Raw genomic sequence first — 20,966 nt, 5'->3', positions numbered from 1 at the left:
GAGTCTAGTGGTGACGGGCCCCCCGGCTCAGCCGAAGGCGACCGGGTCCACCCGGACCCGCAGCGCGCCCTCGGACTTCCGCGCGCTGCGGACCGACACCGCCTGCTTCACCGCCCGGACCAGCGCCGGGCCCGACCGCGGTGGGCAGCGCAGCACCAGCCGGTGCAGGGCGGGCTCGTCGGGGCTCTCGGTCCCCTCCAGCTCGACCGGGCCGAGCACCTCCACCTCGGTCAGCGGGTCCTCCGGCGGCGCTGCGTCGACGGGCTCAGGGCCTCCGGGGTCCGCACCCAGACCCACCCGAGACGTCGGCAGCGCCATGGCCACGCGCAGCTCCTCCAGCGCCGCAGGGCCGCCCTCGACCGTCACCATCCGCCAGGCCGGCATCAGCCGGGTCTCGGCACGCTCGGCCAGCTCGCGCTCGGCGAACCCGGCCGGGTCCAGCCGCACCAGGGCCTGCACCGACCGGGCGGTGCTGGGGCCGACCACCACCACCGAGCCGCCCTCCTCACCCGGGCGCACCGCGGCGGTGGCGTTCAGCCAGCGACGCAGCGCCTCCTCCGCGGCCCGCAGGTCGGGTCGGGCCAGCAGCAGCGGGGCGTCCAGCAGCACCGCGGCGGCGTAGCCGTGCTCGGCCCGCGGCTCCGCACCGGGGGTGGCCACCACCAGCCCGGGCTGGTCGGGCACCACCCCGCGCTCCTGTCCCCCGGTGACCGAGCGGACCGGGGTCTGCGGGAAGGCGCGGCCGAGCTCGTGCGCGGTCCGCGACGCCCCGACCACCACGGCCCGCCACTGCCCCGCCCCGCACTCCGCGCAGCGCCAGTCGGTCTGCAGCCGCCCGCACCAGCGGCACCCCACCACGGCGTCGCGGCCTGGACCCTTGGACTCCAGCGGGCCGTGGCAGTGCACGCAGGAGGCCCGGGAACGGCACTGCTGGCAGACCAGCCCACGCTGGTGACCGGTCCTGGGCACCTGCACCAGCACCGGCCCGCGGGCCAGGCCCGCCCGGACCGCGGTGAACACCTCGTGCGGCAGCCGGGCGGCCGCGGCGTGCGGGTCGCGCTCCAGCGCCCGCTCGTTGTCCACCGCCACCTTGACCGCCGCGCTGCTGCGGCGCTGCTCCCGCGAGGCCAGCGCCACCGGCAGCAACCACTGCTCCTCCAGCCAGGACTGCACCTCCGCGCTCCGGGCGTGGCTGGCCACCAGCACCGCGGCCCGCGACGTCGCCCCACCGGCCGGGACCGCCCGCAGGGCCAGCACGTCGCGCGCGTGCGGGTACGGCGCGCGCGGCTCGGCGTGCAGGTCGTCGCCGTCGTCCCAGATCGCCACCAGCCCCAGCTCGTGCACCGGGGCGAAGGAGGCCGCCCGGGTGCCGATGACCACCTTCACCTGCCCGCGGGAGACGGCGAGGAACGCCCGGTAGCGGGCCGCCGGCCCGAGGTCGGCGGTGAGCCGGACGAACCCGTCCGGACCCAGCACCTCCCGGCACCGGGCCTCCAGCCGGTCCAGGTCGTGGGTGTCGGGCACCACCAGCACCGAACCCCGACCGGAGGCGGCGGTGGCGGCGGCCGCGTCGGCGAACCCCTGCGCCCAGTCCCCGGTCGGCGACGCGGTCGGGGCCACCTGCCAGAAGGCCCGCGGCGCGTCCCCGCGGGCCAGGGCCTCCAACCACTCGCTGCCCCACGGGTAGAGCCCCAGGGGCGACCCGGCGGGCGTCCAGCCGTCCAGCGGCAGCGGTGTGCGCTCCCGCGGTGCCGCCTTCTCGGTGGCGGCGTGGCGGGGTGGCACGGCCAGTCGGACCACGTCGGAGAAGGTGCCCGCGCAGTGGTCGGCCACGGCCCGCACCAGCCGGGCCACCTCCGGTGAGAGCACCGGCTCGTCCGAGAGCACCGCGTGCAGGGGTGCCAGGGTGCGTCCGGCGTCGGTGTGGTCGGTGCGCTCCAGCACGAACCCGTCCCGCAGCCGCCCCGCGAAACGGACCCGCACCCGCGCCCCGGGCACCGCGCGCTCGGCCATCGCCGCCGGCACCGCGTAGTCGAAGGGCCGGTCCAGGTGCGGCAGCGCGACGTCGACCGCGACCCGGGCCACGTCGACCGGCGGGCCGGCGAGCAGGGCGGTCTGGTCGGGCACGGGCCCGATGCTAGGGCCCGCCCCCGACAACCCGGTGAGCCGTCGGGCTCAGGCCTTCTTCACCCGCCGCGGCCGAGCCACCAGGACCGGGCAGGGCGCGGAGTGCTGCACCCGGGTCGCGGTGCTGCCCAGCAGGATGGTCTCGCTGAGCCCCCGACCGCCGGCGGCCAGCACGATCAGGTCCGCGGGCAGCTCGGCGGCCAGCTTGGTGATCTCGCTGGCCGAGGACCCGCTGCGGATCCGCCGGTGCACCTTGGGTCCCCAGCCCTTGAACTCCTCCATCACCACGGTGGTGGCGTCCTGGGCCTCCTGCCGGAAATTGAGCGGCGACCCCTCGACCTTGGCCTTCTCCCTCAGCGGTCCGCCGAGGTCGTTGGAGAAGGAGACCGCGGCGAGCGGGCTGACCACGGCGACGACGGTGATGTCGTCGATCCGGGTCGGGTCGGCGAACCGCTTGAGCTCCTTGGCCGCGGCCAGGGACTGGCGGGATCCGTCGGTGGCGACGATGACGTGCATCTCAGGCCTCCTGGTCGGCGTCGTAGTTCTTGAGCGGGTCGCCCTGCCCGCGCGAGGTGAACCGCGCGACCAGGTACAGCAGGAGCCCCAGGGCCAGCAGACCGCCGACCCAGATCAGCGAGGCCGGGTCGGTGACCACCACGTAGACCAGCAGCAGGGCGTTGCCCAGGATGCCGATGTACAGCGCCACCGTCGGGGCCCGGTAGGTCTGGTCGGTCTCGTCGTGACCGCGCATCTTCAGCGCGGAGATGATGACCAGCGCGTAGATGAAGAGCAGGAACACCACCGTCACGGTGGCCAGCCGGTCCACCAGGTCCAGCTCGGGGTCGATGCTGCGCACGACCTGGCCGACGACCAGCAGCGCGCTCACCACCACGCCGGCGAAGATCAGGCCGACCCACGGGCTGCGGCGGACGTGGTGCAGCCGGGCGAAGATGCGGGGCACGACGCCCTCGCGGGCCATCCCGTAGAGGATCCGGGACTGGGTGACCACGGCCACCAGGGTGGTGTTGGTGATCGCGATCATGGCGATGATCGCGAAGAGGATGATCATCGCCCCGACCGGCACCGGCAGGATCCCCGTCCGCACGACCTCCAGCAGGGCGGCGTCGGAGGTCCCCAGCACGTCCATGGGCACCACCAGGGCGGCGGTCATGGCCACCAGCACGTAGATCACACCGGCAGCGACCATGCCGCCGATCAGCGCTCGGGGGAAGGTGACCGCGGGGTTCACCGTCTCCTCGGCGACGTTGGCGGCGTTCTCGAACCCGGTCATCGCGAAGAAGGCCAGGGCCACCCCGGCGACCACGGCGAAGATCGGGTTGCCCTCGGCGGTGAACTCGGTGAGCACGCCGAAGTCGGCGTCCCCGCTGGCCACGTGGATGATCCCGACCAGCAGCACGATGGCCAGCCCGGCCACCTCGACGATGGTCATGATCAGGTTGGCCACCACCGACTCGGTGATGCCGATGAAGTTGACCAGGCAGAGCAGCAGCAGGAACACCAGGGCGACCAGCAGCGGCGGCGGCAGCTCGAGCACCTGGGAGAAGTAGCGGGCGAACCCGGTGGAGAGCGAACCGGCGGCGGCGAAGCTGGCCGACAGCATGCAGATGGTGATCAGGAACGTCAGCAGCGGGTTCCGGAAGGCGCGGTGCACGTAGAGCGAGGCGCCGGCCGCCTGCGGGTACTTGGTGACCAGCTCGGCGTAGGCCATGCCGGTGATGGTCGCCACGGTGACGCCGGCGGCGAAGGCCAGCCAGAAGGCCCCGCCCACCGCGGCGGCGACCGAGCCGATCAGGACGTAGATGCCCGAGCCGAGGACGTCGCCCAGGACGTAGAAGAACAGCAGGCGCCCGGTGATGCTGCGCTTGAGCTCGCTGTCGGACTCGCTGGCTTCGGTGGGTGCTGCGGTCATCGGGCTCCTCGCAGGGGGTGGTCGAACCCCGGGCGCGGACGGCCCCGGTGCGGTCGATCATGCACCCTGCGCCTGCGCAGGTGAAGGACCCCACCCGGCGCGACACGCCGGGCTTCGCGCAGGTGCCCTCAGGGGTCGTCCCCGCTCAGTCCCCGCCCGGGCGGTTCAGCCGCGGACGGCGGCCGCCAGCGCGTCGGCGCGGTCGGTCCGCTCCCAGGTCAGGTCGGCCAGCTCCCGGCCGAAGTGACCGTAGGCGGCGGTCTGGCTGTAGATCGGGCGGAGCAGGTCCAGGGCGTCGATGATCGCGGCCGGGCGCAGGTCGAAGGTCTGCAGCACCGCCTCCTCGATCTGGGCCAGCGGCACCTTCTCGGTGCCGGAGCAGTCGACGTAGAAGCCGACCGGGTGCGCGCGCCCGATGGCGTAGGCCACCTGCACCTCGCAGCGCTCGGCCAGCCCCGAGGCGACCACGTTCTTGGCCACCCAGCGCATCGCGTAGGCCCCGGAGCGGTCCACCTTGGAGGGGTCCTTGCCGGAGAACGCGCCGCCACCGTGGCGGGCCGCGCCGCCGTAGGTGTCGACGATGACCTTCCGCCCGGTGAGGCCGGCGTCACCCATCGGGCCGCCGATCACGAACTTCCCGGTCGGGTTCACGAACAGGTCGTAGTCGTGGTGACCGAGGTCGTAGGCGGCCAGCACCGGCTCGACCACGTGCTCGCGGATGTCGGGGGCCAGCATCGCGTCCAGGTCGATGTCGGCGGCGTGCTGGGCCGACAGCAGCACCGAGTCCAGCCGGACCGGCACGCCGTCGACGTACTCCAGGGTGACCTGGGTCTTCCCGTCCGGGCGCAGGTAGGGCATCGTGCCGTCCTTGCGGACCTGGGTCAGCCGCTCCGACAGCCGGTGGGCCAGGTCGATCGGCAGCGGCATCAGGGTGGGGGTCTCGGAGCAGGCGTAGCCGAACATCAGCCCCTGGTCACCCGCGCCCTGCAGGTCGTAGCGCTCCGACGCGTCGTCGCGGCGCTGCTCGTAGGAGCTGTCCACGCCGAGGGCGATGTCGGCGGACTGGGAGCCCAGCGAGATCATCACCCCGCAGGAGGCGCCGTCGAAGCCCTTGCTGGAGGAGTCGTAGCCGATGCCCAGGATGGTGTCGCGGACGATGCTGCGGATGTCGGCGTAGCCCTCGGTGGTCACCTCACCGGCCACCACCACCAGCCCCGTGGTGACCAGCGTCTCCACCGCCACCCGGCTGACCGGGTCGGCGGCGAGCAGCTCGTCCAGGATCCGGTCGCTGATCTGGTCGGCGATCTTGTCCGGGTGCCCCTCGGTGACGGACTCGGAGGTGAAGAGTCGGCGGGACCCCTGGGACGTGGGCATACGGCTCCTGACTGGTGGCAGGCCGACCTCGGTGGAGGTGGCCGGAGGGTGGGTGCCGGGGTGACCGGCTCGACGCCCGAGGGTAGTCGGCGCCCCAGGACGCGCCCCGGGCGCGTCCACGGAGCGGTCAGCCCAGCTGGGTGAGGACGGCGTCCCAGACGTGGTGGGCCACGGCGGCCTTGGAGCCGGAGTGCTCGACCACTCCGCCGTCACGGGACAGCACGGCCACCTCGGTGACCGGGGAGCCGAAGACGGCCCCGGCGGTGACGTCGTTGACCACCAGGAGGTCGCAGCCCTTGCGGGCCAGCTTGTCCCGCCCCACCTGGAGCCGGGCGGCGCGGTCGGGGACCGTCTCGGCGGCGAAGCCGACCACCACCTGGCCGGGGCGACGGGAGGCGCTCAGGCCGGCCAGCACGTCGACGGTCTGGTGCAGCCGGAGCTCCAGGCCGTCGTCCCCGCTCTTCTTGATCTTGTGCTCGCTGCTGCTCTCCGGGCGGTAGTCCGCGACCGCCGCGGCCATCACCAGGACGTCGGCCTCGGCGGCCAGGGAGGTCATGCGCTCGGCGAGCTCCGCGGTGCTGCCGACCCGGTGCACGGTGACCGAGGAGGGCGGCGGGACGTCGAGGTGGGCCCCGACCAGGTGGACCTCCGCGCCGCGGAGCGCGGCCGCCCGGGCCAGGGCCACGCCCATCCGGCCCGAGGAGGCGTTGCCGAGGAAGCGGACCGGGTCCAGGGACTCGCGGGTGCCCCCGGCGCTGACCACCACCGTGCGGCCCGCGAGGTCGCCGGCTGCGGCGGAGGCGGCGGCAGCGGGTGCCCCGAGCAGGGCGTCCACCTGCTCGTGCAGCTCCTCGGGCTCGGGCAGGCGACCCGGGCCGGTGTCGGCGCCGGTGAGACGTCCCGAGGCCGGGTCCATCACGACGACCCCGCGGCGGCGCAGCACGGCGACGTTGTCGCGGGTGGCCGGGTGCTGCCACATCTCGGTGTGCATGGCCGGGGCCATCAGCACCGGGGAGGTGGTGGTGAGCAGGACGTTGGTGAGCAGGTCGTCCGCCCGCCCGCCGGCCGCGCGGGCCAGCAGGTCGGCGGTGGCCGGTGCGACCACGACGACGTCGGCGGCCCGGCCGAGCCGGACGTGCGGGACGACGTCGGAGCCGGTCCACACGTCGGTGGACACCGGCCGCCCGGAGAGGGCCTGCCAGGTGTCCAGGCCGACGAAGCGGAGCGCGTTCGGGGTCGGGACGACGGTCACACCGTGCCCGGACTCCTTGAGCAGCCGCAGCAGGCTGCAGGCCTTGTAGGCGGCGATGCCCCCGGCGACGCCGAGGACGACCTCAGCCACGACCGGTGGCTCAGGCGATCGTCGGGTCGTCGTCGAACGAGCCGAAGTCGGCCTCGCCGGTCTCGACGTCGGGCTCGGCGGCCGGGTCGATGTGGGTCAGCTCGAGCACGCCGGCGTTGACCTCGCGCAGCGCGATGGACAGCGCCTTCTCCTGAACGCCGGTCTCGACCAGCGGGCCGACGCTCTCGAGCAGGCCGTCACCGAGCTGGGAGTAGTAGGCGTTGATCTGGCGCGCCCGCTTGGCCGCGAAGAGGACCAGCTGGTACTTCGAGTCCACCTGGGTGAGGAGCTCGTCGATCGGCGGGTTGGTGATCCCCTCGGGGGTGTTGACGCTCAAGTCAGACCTTCTCTGGTTGTGGTCACGGGCCCGGGACGTTCGTCAGGCCGGGCCATGTTACCCCGCCCGAGGAGGGCCACCAAGTCGCCGACGGCCTGCTCGACCTCGTGGTTGACCACCACGGAGTCGAACTCGCTGACCGAGGCGAGCTCCTGCCGGGCGGTGTCGAGCCGGCGGGCCCGCTCCTCCTCGGTCTCCGTGCCGCGGCCGACCAGCCGGCGGACCAGCTCCTCCCAGGTGGGCGGGGCGAGGAAGACGAACTGCGCGTGCGGCCAGCTGTCCCGCACCTGCCGGGCGCCCTGCAGGTCGATCTCCAGCAGCACCCGGCGCCCGGCGGCGACCGCGGCCTCGACCGGGGCCCGCGGGGTGCCGTAGCGGTGCCGTCCGTGCACCACCGCCCACTCCAGCAGACCACCGGCCGCGGCCAGCTCGTCGAACTCGTCGGCCGCGACGAAGTGGTAGTGCACCCCCTCCACCTCACCGGGGCGGGGCGGGCGGGTCGTGGCGGAGACCGACACCATCACCTCGGGGTGCTCCTGGCGCAGCCGGGCGACGACGGTGCCCTTGCCCACGGCGGTCGGCCCCGACACCACGGTCAGCCCGGCCGGCAGCGCGGCGGCCGCGGGGGTGGTGCTCACCCGACCTCCCGCAGCAGGCTCTGGGTCTGGTGGTGGCCCAGGCCACGGAGGCGGCGGTTGGGGGCGATCTCGAGCCGGGCCATGATCTCGGCGGCGCGCTTGTGCCCGACCCGGGGCAGGCAGCGCAGCGCGTCGACCACCTTGATGTGGGCGACCACGTCGTCGGCGTCGGCCTGCTCGACCAGGGTGGCGAAGGTCCAGCGGCCCTCGCGGAGCCGGGCCTTGGCCTCGGCGCGACGGGTGCGCGCGGCCAGGGCGGCCCGCCGGGCCTGCTGCAGCTGCTCCTCGGTGAGGTGGGGGATGCTCACGGGACGGATCGACCTCCTGACGGTAGACGCCGACCCTAGTGGCTCTCCCCCGCCGACGCCTACCGCGCGGACGCCGCCAGCCGGCGGCCCGAACCGCCGCGGGCCGGCCCCGGGAGCGGCTGGCGCCGGTGGCGTCCTACGGACGGGTGAGGACGGTGCCCTCCGACAGCAGGGCGGTGACGGCGGTGCGGAGGCCGGTCGGGTCGGGCCCGGCGGCCAGCACCCCGCGGGAGCTGGTGGGCAGCAGCAGCCCGGGCCGGGAGAACGAGCGGGCCAGGTCGGCCAGGGTGGCGCCCTGGGCGCCGACGCCGGGGACCAGCACCGAGCCGTTGAAGACGTCGAGGTCGAGCGAGCCCTGGCCGTGGGTGCCGCCCACCACCACACCGAGCGGGCCGAGGCCCTCCCCGCCGGCCAGCGCCTCGCGGTTCCGCTCCGCCACCGCGTCCACCACGAGCTGGGCGACGCTGCGGCCGTCCCGCTCGGCCAGCTGCAGCCAGCCGCTGTCGGGGTTGCTGGTGCGGGCCAGGAGGTAGAGCCCGCGCCCGTTGGCCAGCGCGGCGGCCACCGCGGGCTCGAGGGCGTCCAGCCCCAGGTAGGGGTTGACCGTCAGTGCGTCGGCGGCCAGCGGGGCGCCGTCGGCCAGGTAGGCGGCGGCGTAGCCGTCCATGGTGGAGCCGATGTCGCCGCGCTTGGCGTCCAGCAGGGACAGCGCACCCACCTCGGCGACGTCGACCAGGACCCGCTCCAGCACCGCCACCCCGGCCGAGCCGAACCGCTCGAACAGCGCGGACTGCGGCTTGAACACCGCGACCAGGTCGCCGAGGGCGGCCACGGTGCCGCGGACGCAGCGCTCCAGCCCGGCGACGTCGTCGTCCAGACCCCAGTCCCGCAGCACCGAGGGGTGCGGGTCCAGACCGACGCAGAGCCGTCCCCGCTCGGCGAGGAGGGCGCCCAGCCGGGTGCCGAAGGGGGCGCGGGTCGGGTGGCTCATCGGGCTCCTCGGATCGGGGGGGCACCCGCGTGGCGGGAGTGCAGCGCGGTGATGTCGGCCACCAGGGAGGGGCCGGAGTAGATGAAGCCGGTGTACAGCTGGACCAGCCGGGCGCCGGCGTCGAACATGGCCCCGGCGTCGTCGGCGGTCATGATCCCGCCGACGCCGATCACCGGCAGTCCCGAGCCCTCGGCCAGCCGGCGGACGACCTGCAGCGCCCGGTCCCGCAGCGGCGTCCCGGACAGACCTCCGGCCTCGGCGGCCAGCCAGCGGTCGGGCCCGGCCAGCCCGTCCCGCTCCACCGTGGTGTTGGTGGCGATCACCCCGCGGACGCCGGTGTCGGTGGCCACCTGCAGCACCTCGTCCAGCGCGCCGTCACCCAGGTCGGGGGCCACCTTGACCAGCACCGGCACCGGTCCGGCGTCGTCACCGTCGGCCAGCGACCGCGACTCACCGACCAGGGTGTCCAGCAGCTCACGGAGCTGGCCGCCGTCCTGCAGGCTGCGCAGGCCCGGGGTGTTGGGGCTGGAGACGTTGACGGCCACGTAGTCGGCGTGCGGGGCGAGGGTGCGCAGCGAGGTGACGTAGTCGCCCACCGCCTCCTCCAGGGGGGTGACCTTGCTCTTGCCGATCGAGATCCCCACCGGGAGGCCGGCCGCGCCGTTGCCCCGGCGGATCCCCGCGGCGGCGAGCCGGGCGGCCACCTCGGCGGCGCCGTCGTTGTTGAACCCCATCCGGTTCACCAGCCCCGCGGAGGCGGGCGCCCGGAACATCCGCGGTCGCGGGTTGCCCGGCTGGGCCAGGGAGGTGACGGTGCCCACCTCGACGTGGGAGAACCCGAGGGCCCGCCAGGCGGCGACGGCCCGGGCCCCCTTGTCCATCCCCGCGGCCAGCCCCACCGGCCCGGGGAAGCGGATCCCGGCCAGCTCCACCGGACGGGCCGGCACGGCGGTCAGCCGCGCGGCGGCCGCCACCCAGCGCGGGTGCGCGGCCAGCCGGCTCAGCCGGGCCATGGTGGCGTCGTGGACGTCCTCGGGGTCACCCCCGTGGCTGGCGAACAGGGCCGGCCGCAGCACCCGGGTGTAGCCGGTGCGCAGCACCGCCCGGCGGAGCCGGCTCACCGCCCGGCCTCCAGCAGCGCCGCAGGAGCGGCCGCCGGGGTCGGGGTGATCACCTCGCTCCAGGACTGCAGCGAACGCACCCCGGAGCGACCGGCCCGGTCGGACTCGATGCCCTGGACGGCCGCGGCCAGCCCCTGGACGGTGGTGATGCAGGGGATGTTGAGCCGCACCGCCGCGGTGCGGATCTCCCAGCCGTCGTTGCGGGGGCGCCCGTCGGTGCTGATGCCGTGCGGGGTGTTGAAGACGAGGTCGACCTCCCCGTCGGAGATGGCCTGGACGATGGTCTTCTCACCGTTGGGGCCGGGGCCCTGGCTGTGCTTGCGGACCTCGGTGACGTCCACGCCGTGGCGGCGCAGCACCGAGGCGGTGCCGGCGGTGGCCAGCACCTCGAAGCCCAGGTCGGCCAGGCGCTTCACCGGGAAGATCACGTGGCGCTTGTCCCGGTTGGCCACCGAGATGAACACCCGGCCGGTCTGGGGCAGCGCCCCGCTGGCCGCGGCCTGGCTCTTGGCGAAGGCGGTGCCGAAGTCGTGGGACAGCCCCATCACCTCACCGGTGGACTTCATCTCCGGGCCCAGGATGGAGTCCACGAAGGTGCCGTCGACGGTGCGGAACCGGTTGAAGGGCATCACGGCCTCCTTGACCGCGATCGGGGCGTCCGGGGACGTCCAGGCGCCGTCGCGGTCCGCCCGCAGCATCCCGGCCGCGCGCAGGTCCGCGATGGACTCCCCCAGCATCAGCCGGGCCGCGGCCTTGGCCAGCGGGGTGGCGGTCGCCTTGGAGACGAAGGGGACGGTCCGCGAGGCCCGCGGGTTGGCCTCCAGCACGTAGAGGATGTCGCTGGCCAGGGCGAACTGGATGTTGATCAGGCCGCGGACGCCGACGCCGGCGGCGATGGCCTCGGTGGAGGTGCGGATCCGCTCGATGACCTCCTCACCCAGGGTGACCGGGGGCAGCGAGCAGGCCGAGTCACCGGAGTGGATGCCGGCCTCCTCGATGTGCTCCATCACCCCGCCGAGGTAGAGCTCGGTGCCGTCGTAGAGGGCGTCGACGTCGATCTCCACCGCGTCGTCGAGGAAGCGGTCGACCAGCACCGGGTGGGCCGGGCTGACCTCGGTGGCCCGGTCGATGTAGCCGGCCAGGCTGACCTCGTCGTAGACGATCTCCATCCCGCGCCCGCCCAGGACGTAGGAGGGGCGGACCAGCACCGGGTAGCCGATCTCGGCCGCGATGGCCGAGGCCTCGGCGAAGGAGCGGGCCAGACCGTGCTTGGGCGACGGCAGCCCGGCGGTGTCGAGCACCCGGCCGAACTCGCCGCGCTCCTCGGCCAGGTCGATGGCCTCGGGGCTGGTGCCCACGATCGGCACGCCGGCGTCCTTGAGCGCCCGCGCCAGACCGAGCGGGGTCTGCCCGCCGAGCTGGACGATGACGCCGGCCAGCGGGCCGGCGGCGCGCTCGGCCTCGACCACCTCCAGCACGTCCTCCAGGGTGAGCGGCTCGAAGTAGAGCCGGTCGGAGGTGTCGTAGTCGGTGGAGACGGTCTCGGGGTTGCAGTTGACCATCACGGTCTCGTAGCCGACCTCGGAGAGGGCCATCGAGGCGTGCACGCAGGAGTAGTCGAACTCGATCCCCTGCCCGATCCGGTTCGGCCCGCTGCCCAGGATGATCACCGCCGGCTTCTCCCGCGGCGCGACCTCGGTCTCGGAGTCGTAGCTGGAGTAGTGGTACGGGGTGGTGGCGGCGAACTCGGCCGCGCAGGTGTCGACGGTCTTGTAGACCGGCCGGACGCCGAGGGCCCAGCGGACGCCGCGGACGACGTCCTCGGGGAGGTCGCGGAGCTGCCCGACCTGGCGGTCGGAGAAGCCGTGGCGCTTGGCCGTCCGGAGCACGTCGGCGGTCAGCGTCGGGGCGGCGTCGACCATCCGGGCCACCTCGAGCTGGAGCACCAGCTGGTCGACGAACCAGGGGTCGATCGCGGTGCTCTCGACGACCTGCTCGGCGGTGGCGCCGGCCACCAGGGCCTGCAGCACCAGCACCAGCCGGCCGTCGTGGGGACGGGCGGCCCGGGCCAGCAGCTCCTCGACCGGCTCCTCCACCGGGGCGGACCAGTCGAAGCGGGCCTTGGGGTCCTCCAGGCTGCGCAGCGCCTTGCCCAGGGCCTCGGTGAAGTTGCGGCCGATGGCCATCGCCTCACCGACGCTCTTCATGTGGGTGGTGAGGGTGGAGTCCGCGGCCGGGAACTTCTCGAAGGCGAACCTGGGCACCTTGACCACGACGTAGTCCAGGGCGGGCTCGAAGGAGGCGGGGGTCCTGACGGCGGAGCCGTCGCTCGACGGACGCGTTGTGATGTCGTTGTCGATCTCGTCCAGGGTGTAGCCGACCGCCACCTTGGCCGCGATCTTGGCGATCGGGAACCCGGTGGCCTTGGAGGCCAGCGCGCTGGAGCGCGAGACCCGGGGGTTCATCTCGATCACCACCAGGCGCCCGTCAGCGGGGTTGACCGCGAACTGGATGTTGCAGCCCCCGGTCTCCACGCCCACGTCGCGGATGATGCCGATGGCCACGTCGCGCATCCGCTGGTACTCGCGGTCGGTCAGCGTCATCGCCGGCGCCACGGTGATCGAGTCGCCGGTGTGCACGCCCATCGGGTCGAAGTTCTCGATGGCGCAGACGATGACCACGTTGTCGGCGCGGTCACGCATCACCTCCAGCTCGTACTCCTTCCAGCCGAGGATGGACTCCTCGATCAGGACCTCGGTGGTGGGGCTGGCCGAGAGCCCGGCGCCGGCGATGCGGCGCAGGTCCTCGCTGGTGTGGGCGAAGCCCGAGCCCAGGCCGCCCATGGTGAAGCTGGGACGGACGACGACGGGGTAGCCGAGCTCGTCGGCGGCGGCCAGCACCTCGTCCATGGTGTGGCAGATCAGGCTGCGGGCGACCTCGGCGGCGGGCTGGCCGGGGGTCGCGCCCTCGATGCCGGTGAGGCCGAGCACGATCTGCTTGAACTGCTCGCGGTCCTCACCGCGCTGGATGGCCTCGATCGAGGCGCCGATCAGCTCCACCCCGTACTTCTCCAGGATCCCGCGCTCGTCGAGCTGGATCGCGGCGTTGAGCGCGGTCTGCCCGCCCAGGGTGGCCAGCAGCGCGTCGGGGCGCTCGGCGGCGATCACCTGCTCGATGTACTCGGGGGTGATCGGCTCGATGTAGGTGGCGTCGGCGAACTCGGGGTCGGTCATGATCGTGGCCGGGTTGGAGTTGACCAGCACGACCCGGAACCCCTCCTCGCGGAGCACGCGGCAGGCCTGCGTCCCGGAGTAGTCGAACTCGCAGGCCTGGCCGATCACGATCGGGCCGGAGCCGATCACCAGGATGGTGTGGATGTCGGTGCGCTTGGGCATCAGCGGGCCTCCTCGCCGTCGGTGGGGACGTCGGTGCCGGACCCGGTCACCCGGGGGTCCTCGGCCTCGCCGCGGGCGCGCTCCATCACCTCGACGAAGCGGTCGAACAGGTAGGAGGCGTCGTGCGGGCCGGCCGCCGCCTCCGGGTGGTACTGCACCGAGAAGGCGCGCAGGCCGCCGTCCTCGCCGCGGAGCTCCAGACCCTCGACCACGCCGTCGTTGAGGCAGTGGTGGCTGACGCTGGCGGTGCCCCACGGCGTCTCGGCCCGGTCACCGGGCGGTGCCTCGACGGCGAAGCCGTGGTTGTGGGCGGTGACCTCGACGCGTCCGGTGGAGCGGTCCAGCACCGGCTGGTTGATGCCGCGGTGGCCGTACTTGAGCTTGGTGGTGCCCAGCCCGAGGGCGCGGCCGAAGATCTGGTTGCCGAAGCAGATGCCGAAGTAGGGCAGCCGGGCGTCCAGCACCTCCTGCAGCAGGGCCACCGGGGCGTCGGCCACGGCCGGGTCGCCGGGGCCGTTGGAGAAGAAGACGCCGTCCGCACCGGTGGCGGTGATGTCGGCCAGGGTGCTGGTGGCCGGCAGCACGTGCACCTCCATGCCGCGCTCGGCCAGCCGCCGCGGGGTCATGGTCTTGATGCCGAGGTCGACCGCGGCGACGGTGAACTGCTTCTCCCCCACCGCGTCGACCACGTAGGGCCCGGCGGTGGTGACGTCGGCGACCAGGTCGGCCCCGGCCATCTGGGCCTGGGCGAGGACGCGCTCGCGCAGCCGCTCGGGGTCCAGGGTCTCGGTGGAGATGCCGACCCGCATGGCGCCGCGCTCACGCAGGTGGCGGGTCAGCGCGCGGGTGTCGATGCCGCCGATGCCGACCACGCCCTGGGTCGCCAGCTCCTCACCGAGGCCGCGCCGGGAGCGCCAGCTGGAGGGGATCCGGGCGACGTCGCGGACCACGTAGCCGGCCACCCAGATGCGACCGGACTCGTCGTCCTCGTCGTTCCAGCCGGTGTTGCCGATGTGGGGCGCGGTGGCGACCACGACCTGGCGGTGGTAGCTCGGGTCGGTGAGGGTCTCCTGGTACCCCGACATCCCGGTGGAGAAGACCGCCTCGCCGAAGGTCTCACCGCGGGCCCCGAAGGACCTCCCGGTGAAGGTGCGGCCGTCCTCCAGCACCAGGATCGCGGGGGCGGGGGCCTCGGTCGCAGGGGGGTTCCCGGCTGCGGGCGCGCTGGTGTGCATGAACCGTCCTTTCGTGCCTCACAGGACACGGCTTAAAGGGTGGTGTGTCCGCGTCAGAGTACCAGTCCGGGCCTGCTGCCCCGTGCTGCCGAGACGGTGCTCAGGCCCCCGGCGCGGGCGCGTCCTCGAGGTAGACCAGCTGGTTGCCCTCGGGGTCGGCGAAGGCGAACATCGGGGGCACGCCCTCCCAGCGCAGCACCTCAGTCTCCGGCGGCGTCCCGGCCGCGCTGAGCCGCTGGTGCGCCGCGTCGGCGTCGGTGGTGCCCAGCCGGACGGCCACCGGGATGCCGCTGTCGGCCCGCAGCAGCACCAGCCCGACGTCGGAGCCGGGGGGCACCACCTCGATGTAGCGGGCGCCGGGCCAGGGCTCGTCGTCGGCGCGGAGCTCGCAGCCCAGCACCTCGGTGTAGTAGCGCAGCGCCGCGTCCTGGTCGTCGACCGGGACGGACACGCTGAGGATCCTCGTCGTCATCGTCATACCCCCTCCGACCGGGGTCTGCCGGGGAACTCATCGCGCCGCGCCCGCTCGGGGACGGCTCAGCCGAAGTAGGTGAAGCGGTTCAGCTTGTTCCAGTCGGTGATGTCCTGCTTGGAGCGCCAGACCCCGTTGCGCGCGGGCTCGTCGGGGTCGGCGATCTTGTACCGCTGGGCGTCGTAGCCCACGATCGCGATGTAGTGCCCGTCGTAGGTGTCGCCGTTGACCCGGCTCATGTTGATCACGACCGGGTACCCGGCGTCGATGCTGGCACGGACCTTGGCCTGCAGGTCGGTGTACAGCGTGCCGCTCGGGGAGATGCGGAACCGGTAGCGCCGGGCCTTGCCGTTGAGCCCGAGCCGGTTGTTCAGCACGGTCGCGATCAGCGTGGGCACCTTCAGGCCCATGTTGGAGGTCCCCGGACCGTCGTAGGGGTGCAGGTTCAGCCCCTTGGCCAGGCTGTCCTGGGTGGGGATCCTGCTGTTCTCCGAGCTGTCGCGGCGCAGCAGCGGCGCACTCAGCGCGATGCGGGTGGAGGCCGCCGAGCAGTAGTAGCCGTTGGGCTGCTTCTGGTAGCGGTAGGTGACACCGGCTGCGCTGGCGTCGGTGGCACCGACGGTGAGCCCGATGCCGGCGCCGGCGCCGGCGACGAGGAGTGAGCGACGAGTCATGGGGTGGGACATCTGGACCTCCGTGGGGTGGGTGGTGTTCCCACACAAGCACGGCGGGGGTCCAGCGAGCCGACCGCTCGGTCGACGGCGGTCCAGGTGCTGTCAGGCCTGGTGCTGGGGCTCGGAGGGGGACCCCGACCCGTCGACGTCGACCTCCACCGGGCCGCCGGTGCGGTCGCTGGCGATGGCGGCCAGCACCCCGTTCAGGAAGGCCGGGGAGTCGTCGGTGGAGAGGTCCTCGGCCAGCGCGACCGCCTCCGAGACCGCCACCGAGGTCTGGATCTCGGTGAAGTCGAGCTCGTAGACCGCCAGCCGGGCGACGCAGCGGTCGACCCGGGGCATCCGCTCCAGGCTCCAGCCCGAGCGCAGCGCGGCGGAGATGCGGTCGTCGATCTGGCGCTGGTTGGCGTCCACCCCGAGCACCAGCTCACGGGTGAAGTCGCGCACCGGCGGGTCGGCCGCCTCGGTGCGGACGTCCAGGGTGTCCTTGGGGTCCCCGCCCCGCAGCTCGGCCTCGAAGAGGATGTCGACGGCCCGCTTGCGGGCCTTGCTGCGTGGGGACAGCCGGGTGCGCGGCACGCTCAGCCCACACGACCCAGGTAGTCACCGGTGCGGGTGTCGACCTTGACCTTCTCGCCGTTGGTGATGAAGAGCGGCACCTGGATCTGCTTGCCGGTCTGCACCGTGGCGGGCTTGGTGCCGCCGGTGGAGCGGTCGCCCTGCAGGCCGGGCTCGGTGTAGGTGATCTCCAGCTCGACCGAGGTCGGCAGGTCGACGTAGAGCGGGTTCTCCTCGTGCAGCGCGACGGTGACCACCTGCTCCTCGAGGAGGTAGTCCTTGCCCTCGCCGACGACCTGCTCGCTGAGCGTCATCTGCTCGTAGTTGGCGGTGTCCATGAACACGTAGCCGTCACCGTCGTGGTAGAGGTACTGCATCTCGCGCCGGTCCACGTTGGCCGTGTCGACCTTGGTGTCGGAGTTGAAGGTGCGGTCCACCACCTTGCCCGAGAGCACGTGCTTGAGCTTGGTGCGCACGACGGTGTTGCCCTTGCCCGGCTTGTGGTGCTGGAACCACAGCACGCTCCAGAGCTGACCGTCCAGGTCGAGCACCATGCCGTTCTTCAGGTCGTTGGTGGATGCCACGGTCCTGCCTCTCTCGTCTGCCGGGGAACTCGCAGAGTCTAGCCAGCCGTGGCCGCTCCGGCGAACGGCGCGGAAGCCGGGACCGCGTCACGCTCCCGCTCAGGCGAGCCCGGCGTCGTGCACGCAGAGGGCGATCTGGACCCGGTTGGTCACCTGCAGCTTCTCGAAGATCTTCGAGACGTGGGCCTTGACCGTGGGCACCGACAGGTACAGCCGGGCCCCCACCTCGGCGTTGCTCAGCCCCTCGGCGACGGCGAGGGCGACCTCGTGCTCGCGGGGGGTCAGGGTGGCCAGCCGGGCCCGGGCGGCCCGGGTGTCCACCGAGGCGCCGGCCCGGACGTGGCGGATCAGCACGGAGGCGGCGCCCGGGGAGAGGATCGGGTCCCCGGCGGCCACCGTCCGGATGGCCTCCACGATCCGCGGCGGCGGGGTGTCCTTGAGCAGGAACCCGTCCGCGCCCGCGGCGATGGCGGCGGTGACCAGGTCGTCGGCGTCGAAGGTGGTGAGCACGATGACCCGGGGCGGGGTGGGCCCGGCGTGCAGCGCGCGGGTGGCGGCCAGGCCGTCCATCACCGGCATCCGGACGTCCATCAGCACCACGTCGGGACGGTGCCGGTGTGCCGCCTCGACGCCGGCGCGCCCGTCACCGGCCTCCCCCACCACCGCCAGGTCGGGCTGACCGCCCAGCATCAGGGCCAGCGCGGAGCGCACCAGGGGGTCGTCGTCGACGACCAGGACCGAGATCACGACGGCCACGGTAGCCGGGCCTCGAGGGCGAAGCCGCCCTCGGCGTCGGGGCCGTGGTCGAGGCGGCCGCCGAGGAGCTCCACCCGCTCCCTCATCCCGACCAGCCCCAGGCCGGCCCCGGGCGCCGGCGGGCGCCGGGACACCGGGGCGCGGTTGGCCACCCGCACCTGCAGGTCCTTCCCGGCGCGCCCGGTGAGGGCGACCTCGACCTGGGCGCCCTGGGCGTGCTTGCCGGCGTTGGTCAACCCCTCCTGGACCACCCGGTAGACCGTGCGGGCCAGCGGGTCCGGGACGTCCTGGACGAGGTCGGTGGACAACCGGACCGCGGTCCCCTCGGCCCGGGCCCCCTGCACCAGCGCCGGGAGGTCGGTCAGGGTGGGCTGCGGGGCGTCCACCGGGCTGCCGTCGACGTCGCGGAGCACGCCGAGGACCCCTCGCAGCTCCTGCAGCGCCTCGTTGGCCGAGCGCTGGATCAGGCCCACTTCCTCCCGCACCTGCTCCCCGGCCAGGTCCTGCCGGTAGGCCAGGGCTCCGGCCCGCATCGACACCTGGCTGATCCGGTGCGCGACCACGTCGTGCATCTCCCGCGCGATCCGGGCCCGCTCGTGGTCACGGGCCTGGTCCTCGCGCAGCGTCTGCTCCCGCTCGGCGCGCTCAGCGCGCTCCCGCAGCGTCCCCAGCAGCTCCCGGCGCGAACCGAGGTAGGCACCCCACCCGGCCAGCACCGCCGACAGCAGGAGCGACGAGCCGAGGCCGATCCACCCGTTGACCGGTGGCTCGGACTCCGACAGCGAGCTCGAGGTCACCGTGGCGAGGGCACCCACGAGCGCCACCAGGGCGAGCGGGACGAAGCGCCGCCAGGTGGCCAGCGAGACCAGGGTCAGCGCGGCGGGACCGGCCGCCGCGAGGGAGCCGGCCGAGCACAGGGCGCAGAGGAGGGCCACGGTCGCCGGCCACCGGCGGCGGTAGAACATCGCCACGAACGACACCGTCCCCAGCACCAGCTCCGCCACCAGCGCCGGTCCGGCGACCAGGCCCCACCTGAGCGTCTCGCCCTCGGCCGGGGCCAGCAGGGCGACCGCGGCGAGCACCAGGCAGAGGGCCGTCCGCCAGGTGTGGGACCAGACGGTCAACCGGGGCTGGAAGGAGGCGGGCGGCGCGGGCACGTCGTGAACCTAGCCCGCAGCACCCGGTCCGCGCCCGCGTCCGGGGTCGGCGCTCACCCCCTACCTGGGTCGGGTGCCCTGGCTGCGTCGGGCGGGGTGCGCACGATGCGCTCGACCGATGTGCCCCGGCACGGCGCCGACCAGGCTGGGGCCCATGATCGACGTCACCCACCTCACCGTCCGCTTCGGCCACCACGTGGCCGTCGACGACGTCTCCTTCCAGTGCCGGCCCGGGCAGGTGACCGGGTTCCTCGGCCCCAACGGGGCCGGCAAGACCACCACCATGCGCGTCATGGTCGGTCTCACCGCCCCCACCTCCGGCGAGGTCACCGTCGACGGCCGCCGTTACGCCGACCTCCCCAACCCGGGCCGCCACGTCGGGGTCCTCCTCGACGCCTCGGCCCAGCACGCCGGCCGGACCGCCCGGGAGGTGCTGGTGCTCGCCGCGCGCACCATGGGGCTTCCCCTCAGCCGCGTCGACCAGGCGCTGGAGCTGGTCGGCCTGGCCGGGACCGAGGCCCGCCGTCGGGTCGGGAACTACTCCCTGGGCATGCGGCAGCGCCTCGGCCTGGCCCACGCCCTGATCGGCGACCCGGCGGTGCTGGTCCTCGACGAGCCGGCCAACGGCCTGGACCCCGCCGGCATCCGCTGGATGCGGGACCTGCTGCGCGACTACGCGGCCCGCGGCGGCACGGTGCTCCTCTCCAGCCACCTGCTGCACGAGGTCGAGATGGTGGCCGACGAGATCGTGATGATCGGCAGCGGCCGCATCGTCGCCCGCGGGGACCGGGGCCAGCTCGCCGACCTGCAGTCCGGCGAGGGATCCCTGGTCGACTCCGAGGACAACGGCCGGCTGGCCGCCGCACTGACCGACCGCGGCCTGACCGTCACCCGTGACGCCACCGTGCTCAAGGTCGCCGCCCCGGCGCTGGAGGTGAGCCGGGTCGCCCAGGAGGAGCACGTCCTGCTGACCAGCCTGGTCACCCAGCGCGACACGCTCGAGGACCTCTTCCTCGAGCTCACCGCCGACACCCAGCGCGACGTCGCCGCGCGCAGCACCCACCCCGAAGGAGCCCTCCGATGACCGCCACGACCGCCGACCCCACCACCGGACCCGCCGCCCAGCGCTGGGGTCTGCCCCCGCTGCCCGGTGGGACGATCACCCGCGTCCCCTTCCACCGGCTGGTGGCGGTCGAGCACCGCAAGCTGGTCGACACCCGGGCCGGCCGCGGGCTGGCCGTCGTCATCGCCGTGCTGACCGTGCTGAGCCTGACCGGGGCGCTCGTCGTGGCCGCGCAGACCGACCTGGACCTGGGCCTCCGGCTGCTGCTGCAGGTGGCCACCGTCCCCACGGCGCTGCTGCTGCCGGTGCTGGGGATCCTGTCGGTGACCGGGGAGTGGAGCCAGCGCACCCACATGGTCACCTTCGCCCTGGAGCCGCGCCGCGCCCGGGTGGTGGCGGCCAAGCTGGTCACCGGCGTCGTGGTCGCCACGCTGGTCACCCTGGTGGTGATGGCGCTGGCCGCGCTGGCGCACCTGGTCGAGTCCGGTCCGCTCGGCGGCCCCACCGACTGGTCGCTGCCGCTGGCCGCCGCGGCCGGGCACCTCGCGGTCCAGGTCCTCGGTCTGCTGACCGGGTTCGCCTTCGGGATGCTGCTGCTCAGCACCCCCGCCGCGATCGTGGTCTACGTCGCCTTCGCCTACCTGCTGCCCACGCTGCTGACCGCCCTCGGTGCCGTGGTCCCCAGCGCCGCCGACGTCATCGTCTGGTTCGACCTCACGGCCGCCCAGACCCTGCTGGCCGAGGGCACCATGACGGCCCGCGGCTGGCTGCAGCTGGCCACCTCCGGTGCGCTCTGGTTCCTGCTGCCGCTGGGGCTGGGCTTGGCCCGGGTGCTCCGCGCCGACGTCAAGTAGCCCTCGGCGCACCGGTCGCGTCCTGACCGGTCCGACCCGCCGTCACCGCT

General features: G+C 73.8%; 20 protein-coding genes. 2 read left to right on the top strand and 18 right to left on the bottom strand.

The window, feature by feature from the left end; genetic code table 11:
• Positions 1-27 precede the first annotated feature (27 nt).
• The 18 genes from BLT52_RS14495 to BLT52_RS14410 form a co-directional block, all read right to left on the bottom strand.
• Positions 28-2,127 (bottom strand): primosomal protein N', encoded by a 2,100-nt coding sequence (locus tag BLT52_RS14495; protein WP_090594559.1) that lies wholly within the window; start codon positions 2,125-2,127, stop codon positions 28-30.
• Positions 2,128-2,175: 48 nt separating this feature from the next.
• A complete protein-coding gene (locus tag BLT52_RS14490) occupies positions 2,176-2,643 on the bottom strand; it encodes a universal stress protein (RefSeq protein ID WP_090594557.1) in 468 nt (155 codons plus the stop codon).
• A 1-nt stretch (position 2,644) separates the two neighbouring features.
• Positions 2,645-4,057 (bottom strand): APC family permease, encoded by a 1,413-nt coding sequence (locus BLT52_RS14485; protein ID WP_090594556.1) that lies wholly within the window; start codon positions 4,055-4,057, stop codon positions 2,645-2,647.
• A gap of 165 nt (positions 4,058-4,222) precedes the next feature.
• Positions 4,223-5,431 carry a methionine adenosyltransferase gene (gene metK / locus BLT52_RS14480; protein WP_090594554.1) on the bottom strand — a complete coding sequence of 403 codons (1,209 nt, stop codon included), beginning with the start codon at positions 5,429-5,431 and terminating at the stop codon, positions 4,223-4,225.
• 127 nt (positions 5,432-5,558) lie between these two features.
• Positions 5,559-6,773 (bottom strand): bifunctional phosphopantothenoylcysteine decarboxylase/phosphopantothenate--cysteine ligase CoaBC, encoded by a 1,215-nt coding sequence (gene coaBC / locus BLT52_RS14475; protein ID WP_090594553.1) that lies wholly within the window; start codon positions 6,771-6,773, stop codon positions 5,559-5,561.
• A gap of 10 nt (positions 6,774-6,783) precedes the next feature.
• Positions 6,784-7,110, bottom strand: a complete 327-nt coding sequence (gene rpoZ / locus BLT52_RS14470; protein ID WP_090594551.1) for a DNA-directed RNA polymerase subunit omega — start codon at positions 7,108-7,110, stop codon at positions 6,784-6,786.
• A complete protein-coding gene (gene gmk, locus BLT52_RS14465) occupies positions 7,107-7,748 on the bottom strand; it encodes a guanylate kinase (protein WP_231946326.1) in 642 nt (213 codons plus the stop codon). Before gmk ends, rpoZ begins: the two co-directional genes overlap by 4 nt.
• Positions 7,745-8,056: an integration host factor, actinobacterial type gene (gene mihF / locus BLT52_RS14460; RefSeq protein WP_090594550.1), complete on the bottom strand. Its 312-nt coding sequence runs from the start codon at positions 8,054-8,056 to the stop codon at positions 7,745-7,747. Before mihF ends, gmk begins: the two co-directional genes overlap by 4 nt.
• Before the next feature lie 136 nt (positions 8,057-8,192).
• Positions 8,193-9,047 (bottom strand): orotidine-5'-phosphate decarboxylase, encoded by an 855-nt coding sequence (gene pyrF, locus BLT52_RS14455; protein WP_090594548.1) that lies wholly within the window; start codon positions 9,045-9,047, stop codon positions 8,193-8,195.
• Positions 9,044-10,168, bottom strand: a complete 1,125-nt coding sequence (locus BLT52_RS14450; RefSeq protein ID WP_172804050.1) for a quinone-dependent dihydroorotate dehydrogenase — start codon at positions 10,166-10,168, stop codon at positions 9,044-9,046. Before BLT52_RS14450 ends, pyrF begins: the two co-directional genes overlap by 4 nt.
• Complete coding sequence (gene carB, locus BLT52_RS14445; protein ID WP_090594547.1) at positions 10,165-13,563, bottom strand: carbamoyl-phosphate synthase large subunit; 3,399 nt, start codon at positions 13,561-13,563, stop codon at positions 10,165-10,167. The genes BLT52_RS14450 and carB overlap by 4 nt, the downstream gene beginning before the upstream one ends.
• Positions 13,563-14,798 carry a glutamine-hydrolyzing carbamoyl-phosphate synthase small subunit gene (carA, locus tag BLT52_RS14440; protein WP_090594545.1) on the bottom strand — a complete coding sequence of 412 codons (1,236 nt, stop codon included), beginning with the start codon at positions 14,796-14,798 and terminating at the stop codon, positions 13,563-13,565. Before carA ends, carB begins: the two co-directional genes overlap by 1 nt.
• 100 nt (positions 14,799-14,898) lie before the next feature.
• Complete coding sequence (locus BLT52_RS14435) at positions 14,899-15,270, bottom strand: VOC family protein (protein ID WP_197679055.1); 372 nt, start codon at positions 15,268-15,270, stop codon at positions 14,899-14,901.
• A gap of 65 nt (positions 15,271-15,335) precedes the next feature.
• A complete protein-coding gene (locus BLT52_RS14430; RefSeq protein ID WP_157677145.1) occupies positions 15,336-15,944 on the bottom strand; it encodes a C39 family peptidase in 609 nt (202 codons plus the stop codon).
• 102 nt (positions 15,945-16,046) lie between these two features.
• Positions 16,047-16,523, bottom strand: coding sequence for a transcription antitermination factor NusB (gene nusB / locus BLT52_RS14425; RefSeq protein ID WP_231946325.1), 477 nt, complete (start codon positions 16,521-16,523; stop codon positions 16,047-16,049).
• Between the two features lie 2 nt (positions 16,524-16,525).
• Positions 16,526-17,086, bottom strand: coding sequence for an elongation factor P (gene efp / locus BLT52_RS14420; RefSeq protein ID WP_090594541.1), 561 nt, complete (start codon positions 17,084-17,086; stop codon positions 16,526-16,528).
• A 99-nt stretch (positions 17,087-17,185) separates the two neighbouring features.
• A complete protein-coding gene (locus BLT52_RS14415) occupies positions 17,186-17,833 on the bottom strand; it encodes a response regulator (RefSeq protein ID WP_197679054.1) in 648 nt (215 codons plus the stop codon).
• Positions 17,830-18,999, bottom strand: a complete 1,170-nt coding sequence (locus BLT52_RS14410) for a sensor histidine kinase (RefSeq protein WP_090594538.1) — start codon at positions 18,997-18,999, stop codon at positions 17,830-17,832. The genes BLT52_RS14415 and BLT52_RS14410 overlap by 4 nt, the downstream gene beginning before the upstream one ends.
• Before the next feature lie 154 nt (positions 19,000-19,153).
• Here BLT52_RS14410 and BLT52_RS14405 point away from each other — a divergent pair, with 154 nt between their 5' ends.
• Both BLT52_RS14405 and BLT52_RS14400 read left to right on the top strand, forming a co-directional pair.
• Positions 19,154-20,083, top strand: a complete 930-nt coding sequence (locus BLT52_RS14405; protein ID WP_172804049.1) for an ABC transporter ATP-binding protein — start codon at positions 19,154-19,156, stop codon at positions 20,081-20,083.
• Entirely contained in the window at positions 20,080-20,916 is an 837-nt protein-coding gene (locus BLT52_RS14400; RefSeq protein ID WP_090594536.1) for an ABC-2 transporter permease, read from the top strand. Before BLT52_RS14405 ends, BLT52_RS14400 begins: the two co-directional genes overlap by 4 nt.
• The last annotated feature ends 50 nt before the right edge of the window (positions 20,917-20,966 follow it).

Origin of the sequence: Auraticoccus monumenti (assembly GCF_900101785.1) — a bacterium.
GTDB classification, from domain to species: domain Bacteria; phylum Actinomycetota; class Actinomycetes; order Propionibacteriales; family Propionibacteriaceae; genus Auraticoccus; species Auraticoccus monumenti.
This window is presented reverse-complemented; position numbering and strand designations above follow the sequence as displayed.

What these genes read in the sequence shown, in the direction of transcription:
- BLT52_RS14400 (WP_090594536.1), top strand. Translation starts at nt 20,080, where the DNA reads ATGACCGCCACGACCGCCGACCCCACCACCGGACCCGCCGCCCAGCGC.
- BLT52_RS14490 (WP_090594557.1), bottom strand. Translation starts at nt 2,643, where the DNA reads ATGCACGTCATCGTCGCCACCGACGGATCCCGCCAGTCCCTGGCCGCG.
- BLT52_RS14430 (WP_157677145.1), bottom strand. Translation starts at nt 15,944, where the DNA reads ATGACTCGTCGCTCACTCCTCGTCGCCGGCGCCGGCGCCGGCATCGGG.
- carA (WP_090594545.1), bottom strand. Translation starts at nt 14,798, where the DNA reads ATGCACACCAGCGCGCCCGCAGCCGGGAACCCCCCTGCGACCGAGGCC.
- carB (WP_090594547.1), bottom strand. Translation starts at nt 13,563, where the DNA reads ATGCCCAAGCGCACCGACATCCACACCATCCTGGTGATCGGCTCCGGC.
- BLT52_RS14435 (WP_197679055.1), bottom strand. Translation starts at nt 15,270, where the DNA reads ATGACGACGAGGATCCTCAGCGTGTCCGTCCCGGTCGACGACCAGGAC.
- BLT52_RS14485 (WP_090594556.1), bottom strand. Translation starts at nt 4,057, where the DNA reads ATGACCGCAGCACCCACCGAAGCCAGCGAGTCCGACAGCGAGCTCAAG.
- metK (WP_090594554.1), bottom strand. Translation starts at nt 5,431, where the DNA reads ATGCCCACGTCCCAGGGGTCCCGCCGACTCTTCACCTCCGAGTCCGTC.
- BLT52_RS14405 (WP_172804049.1), top strand. Translation starts at nt 19,154, where the DNA reads ATGATCGACGTCACCCACCTCACCGTCCGCTTCGGCCACCACGTGGCC.
- pyrF (WP_090594548.1), bottom strand. Translation starts at nt 9,047, where the DNA reads ATGAGCCACCCGACCCGCGCCCCCTTCGGCACCCGGCTGGGCGCCCTC.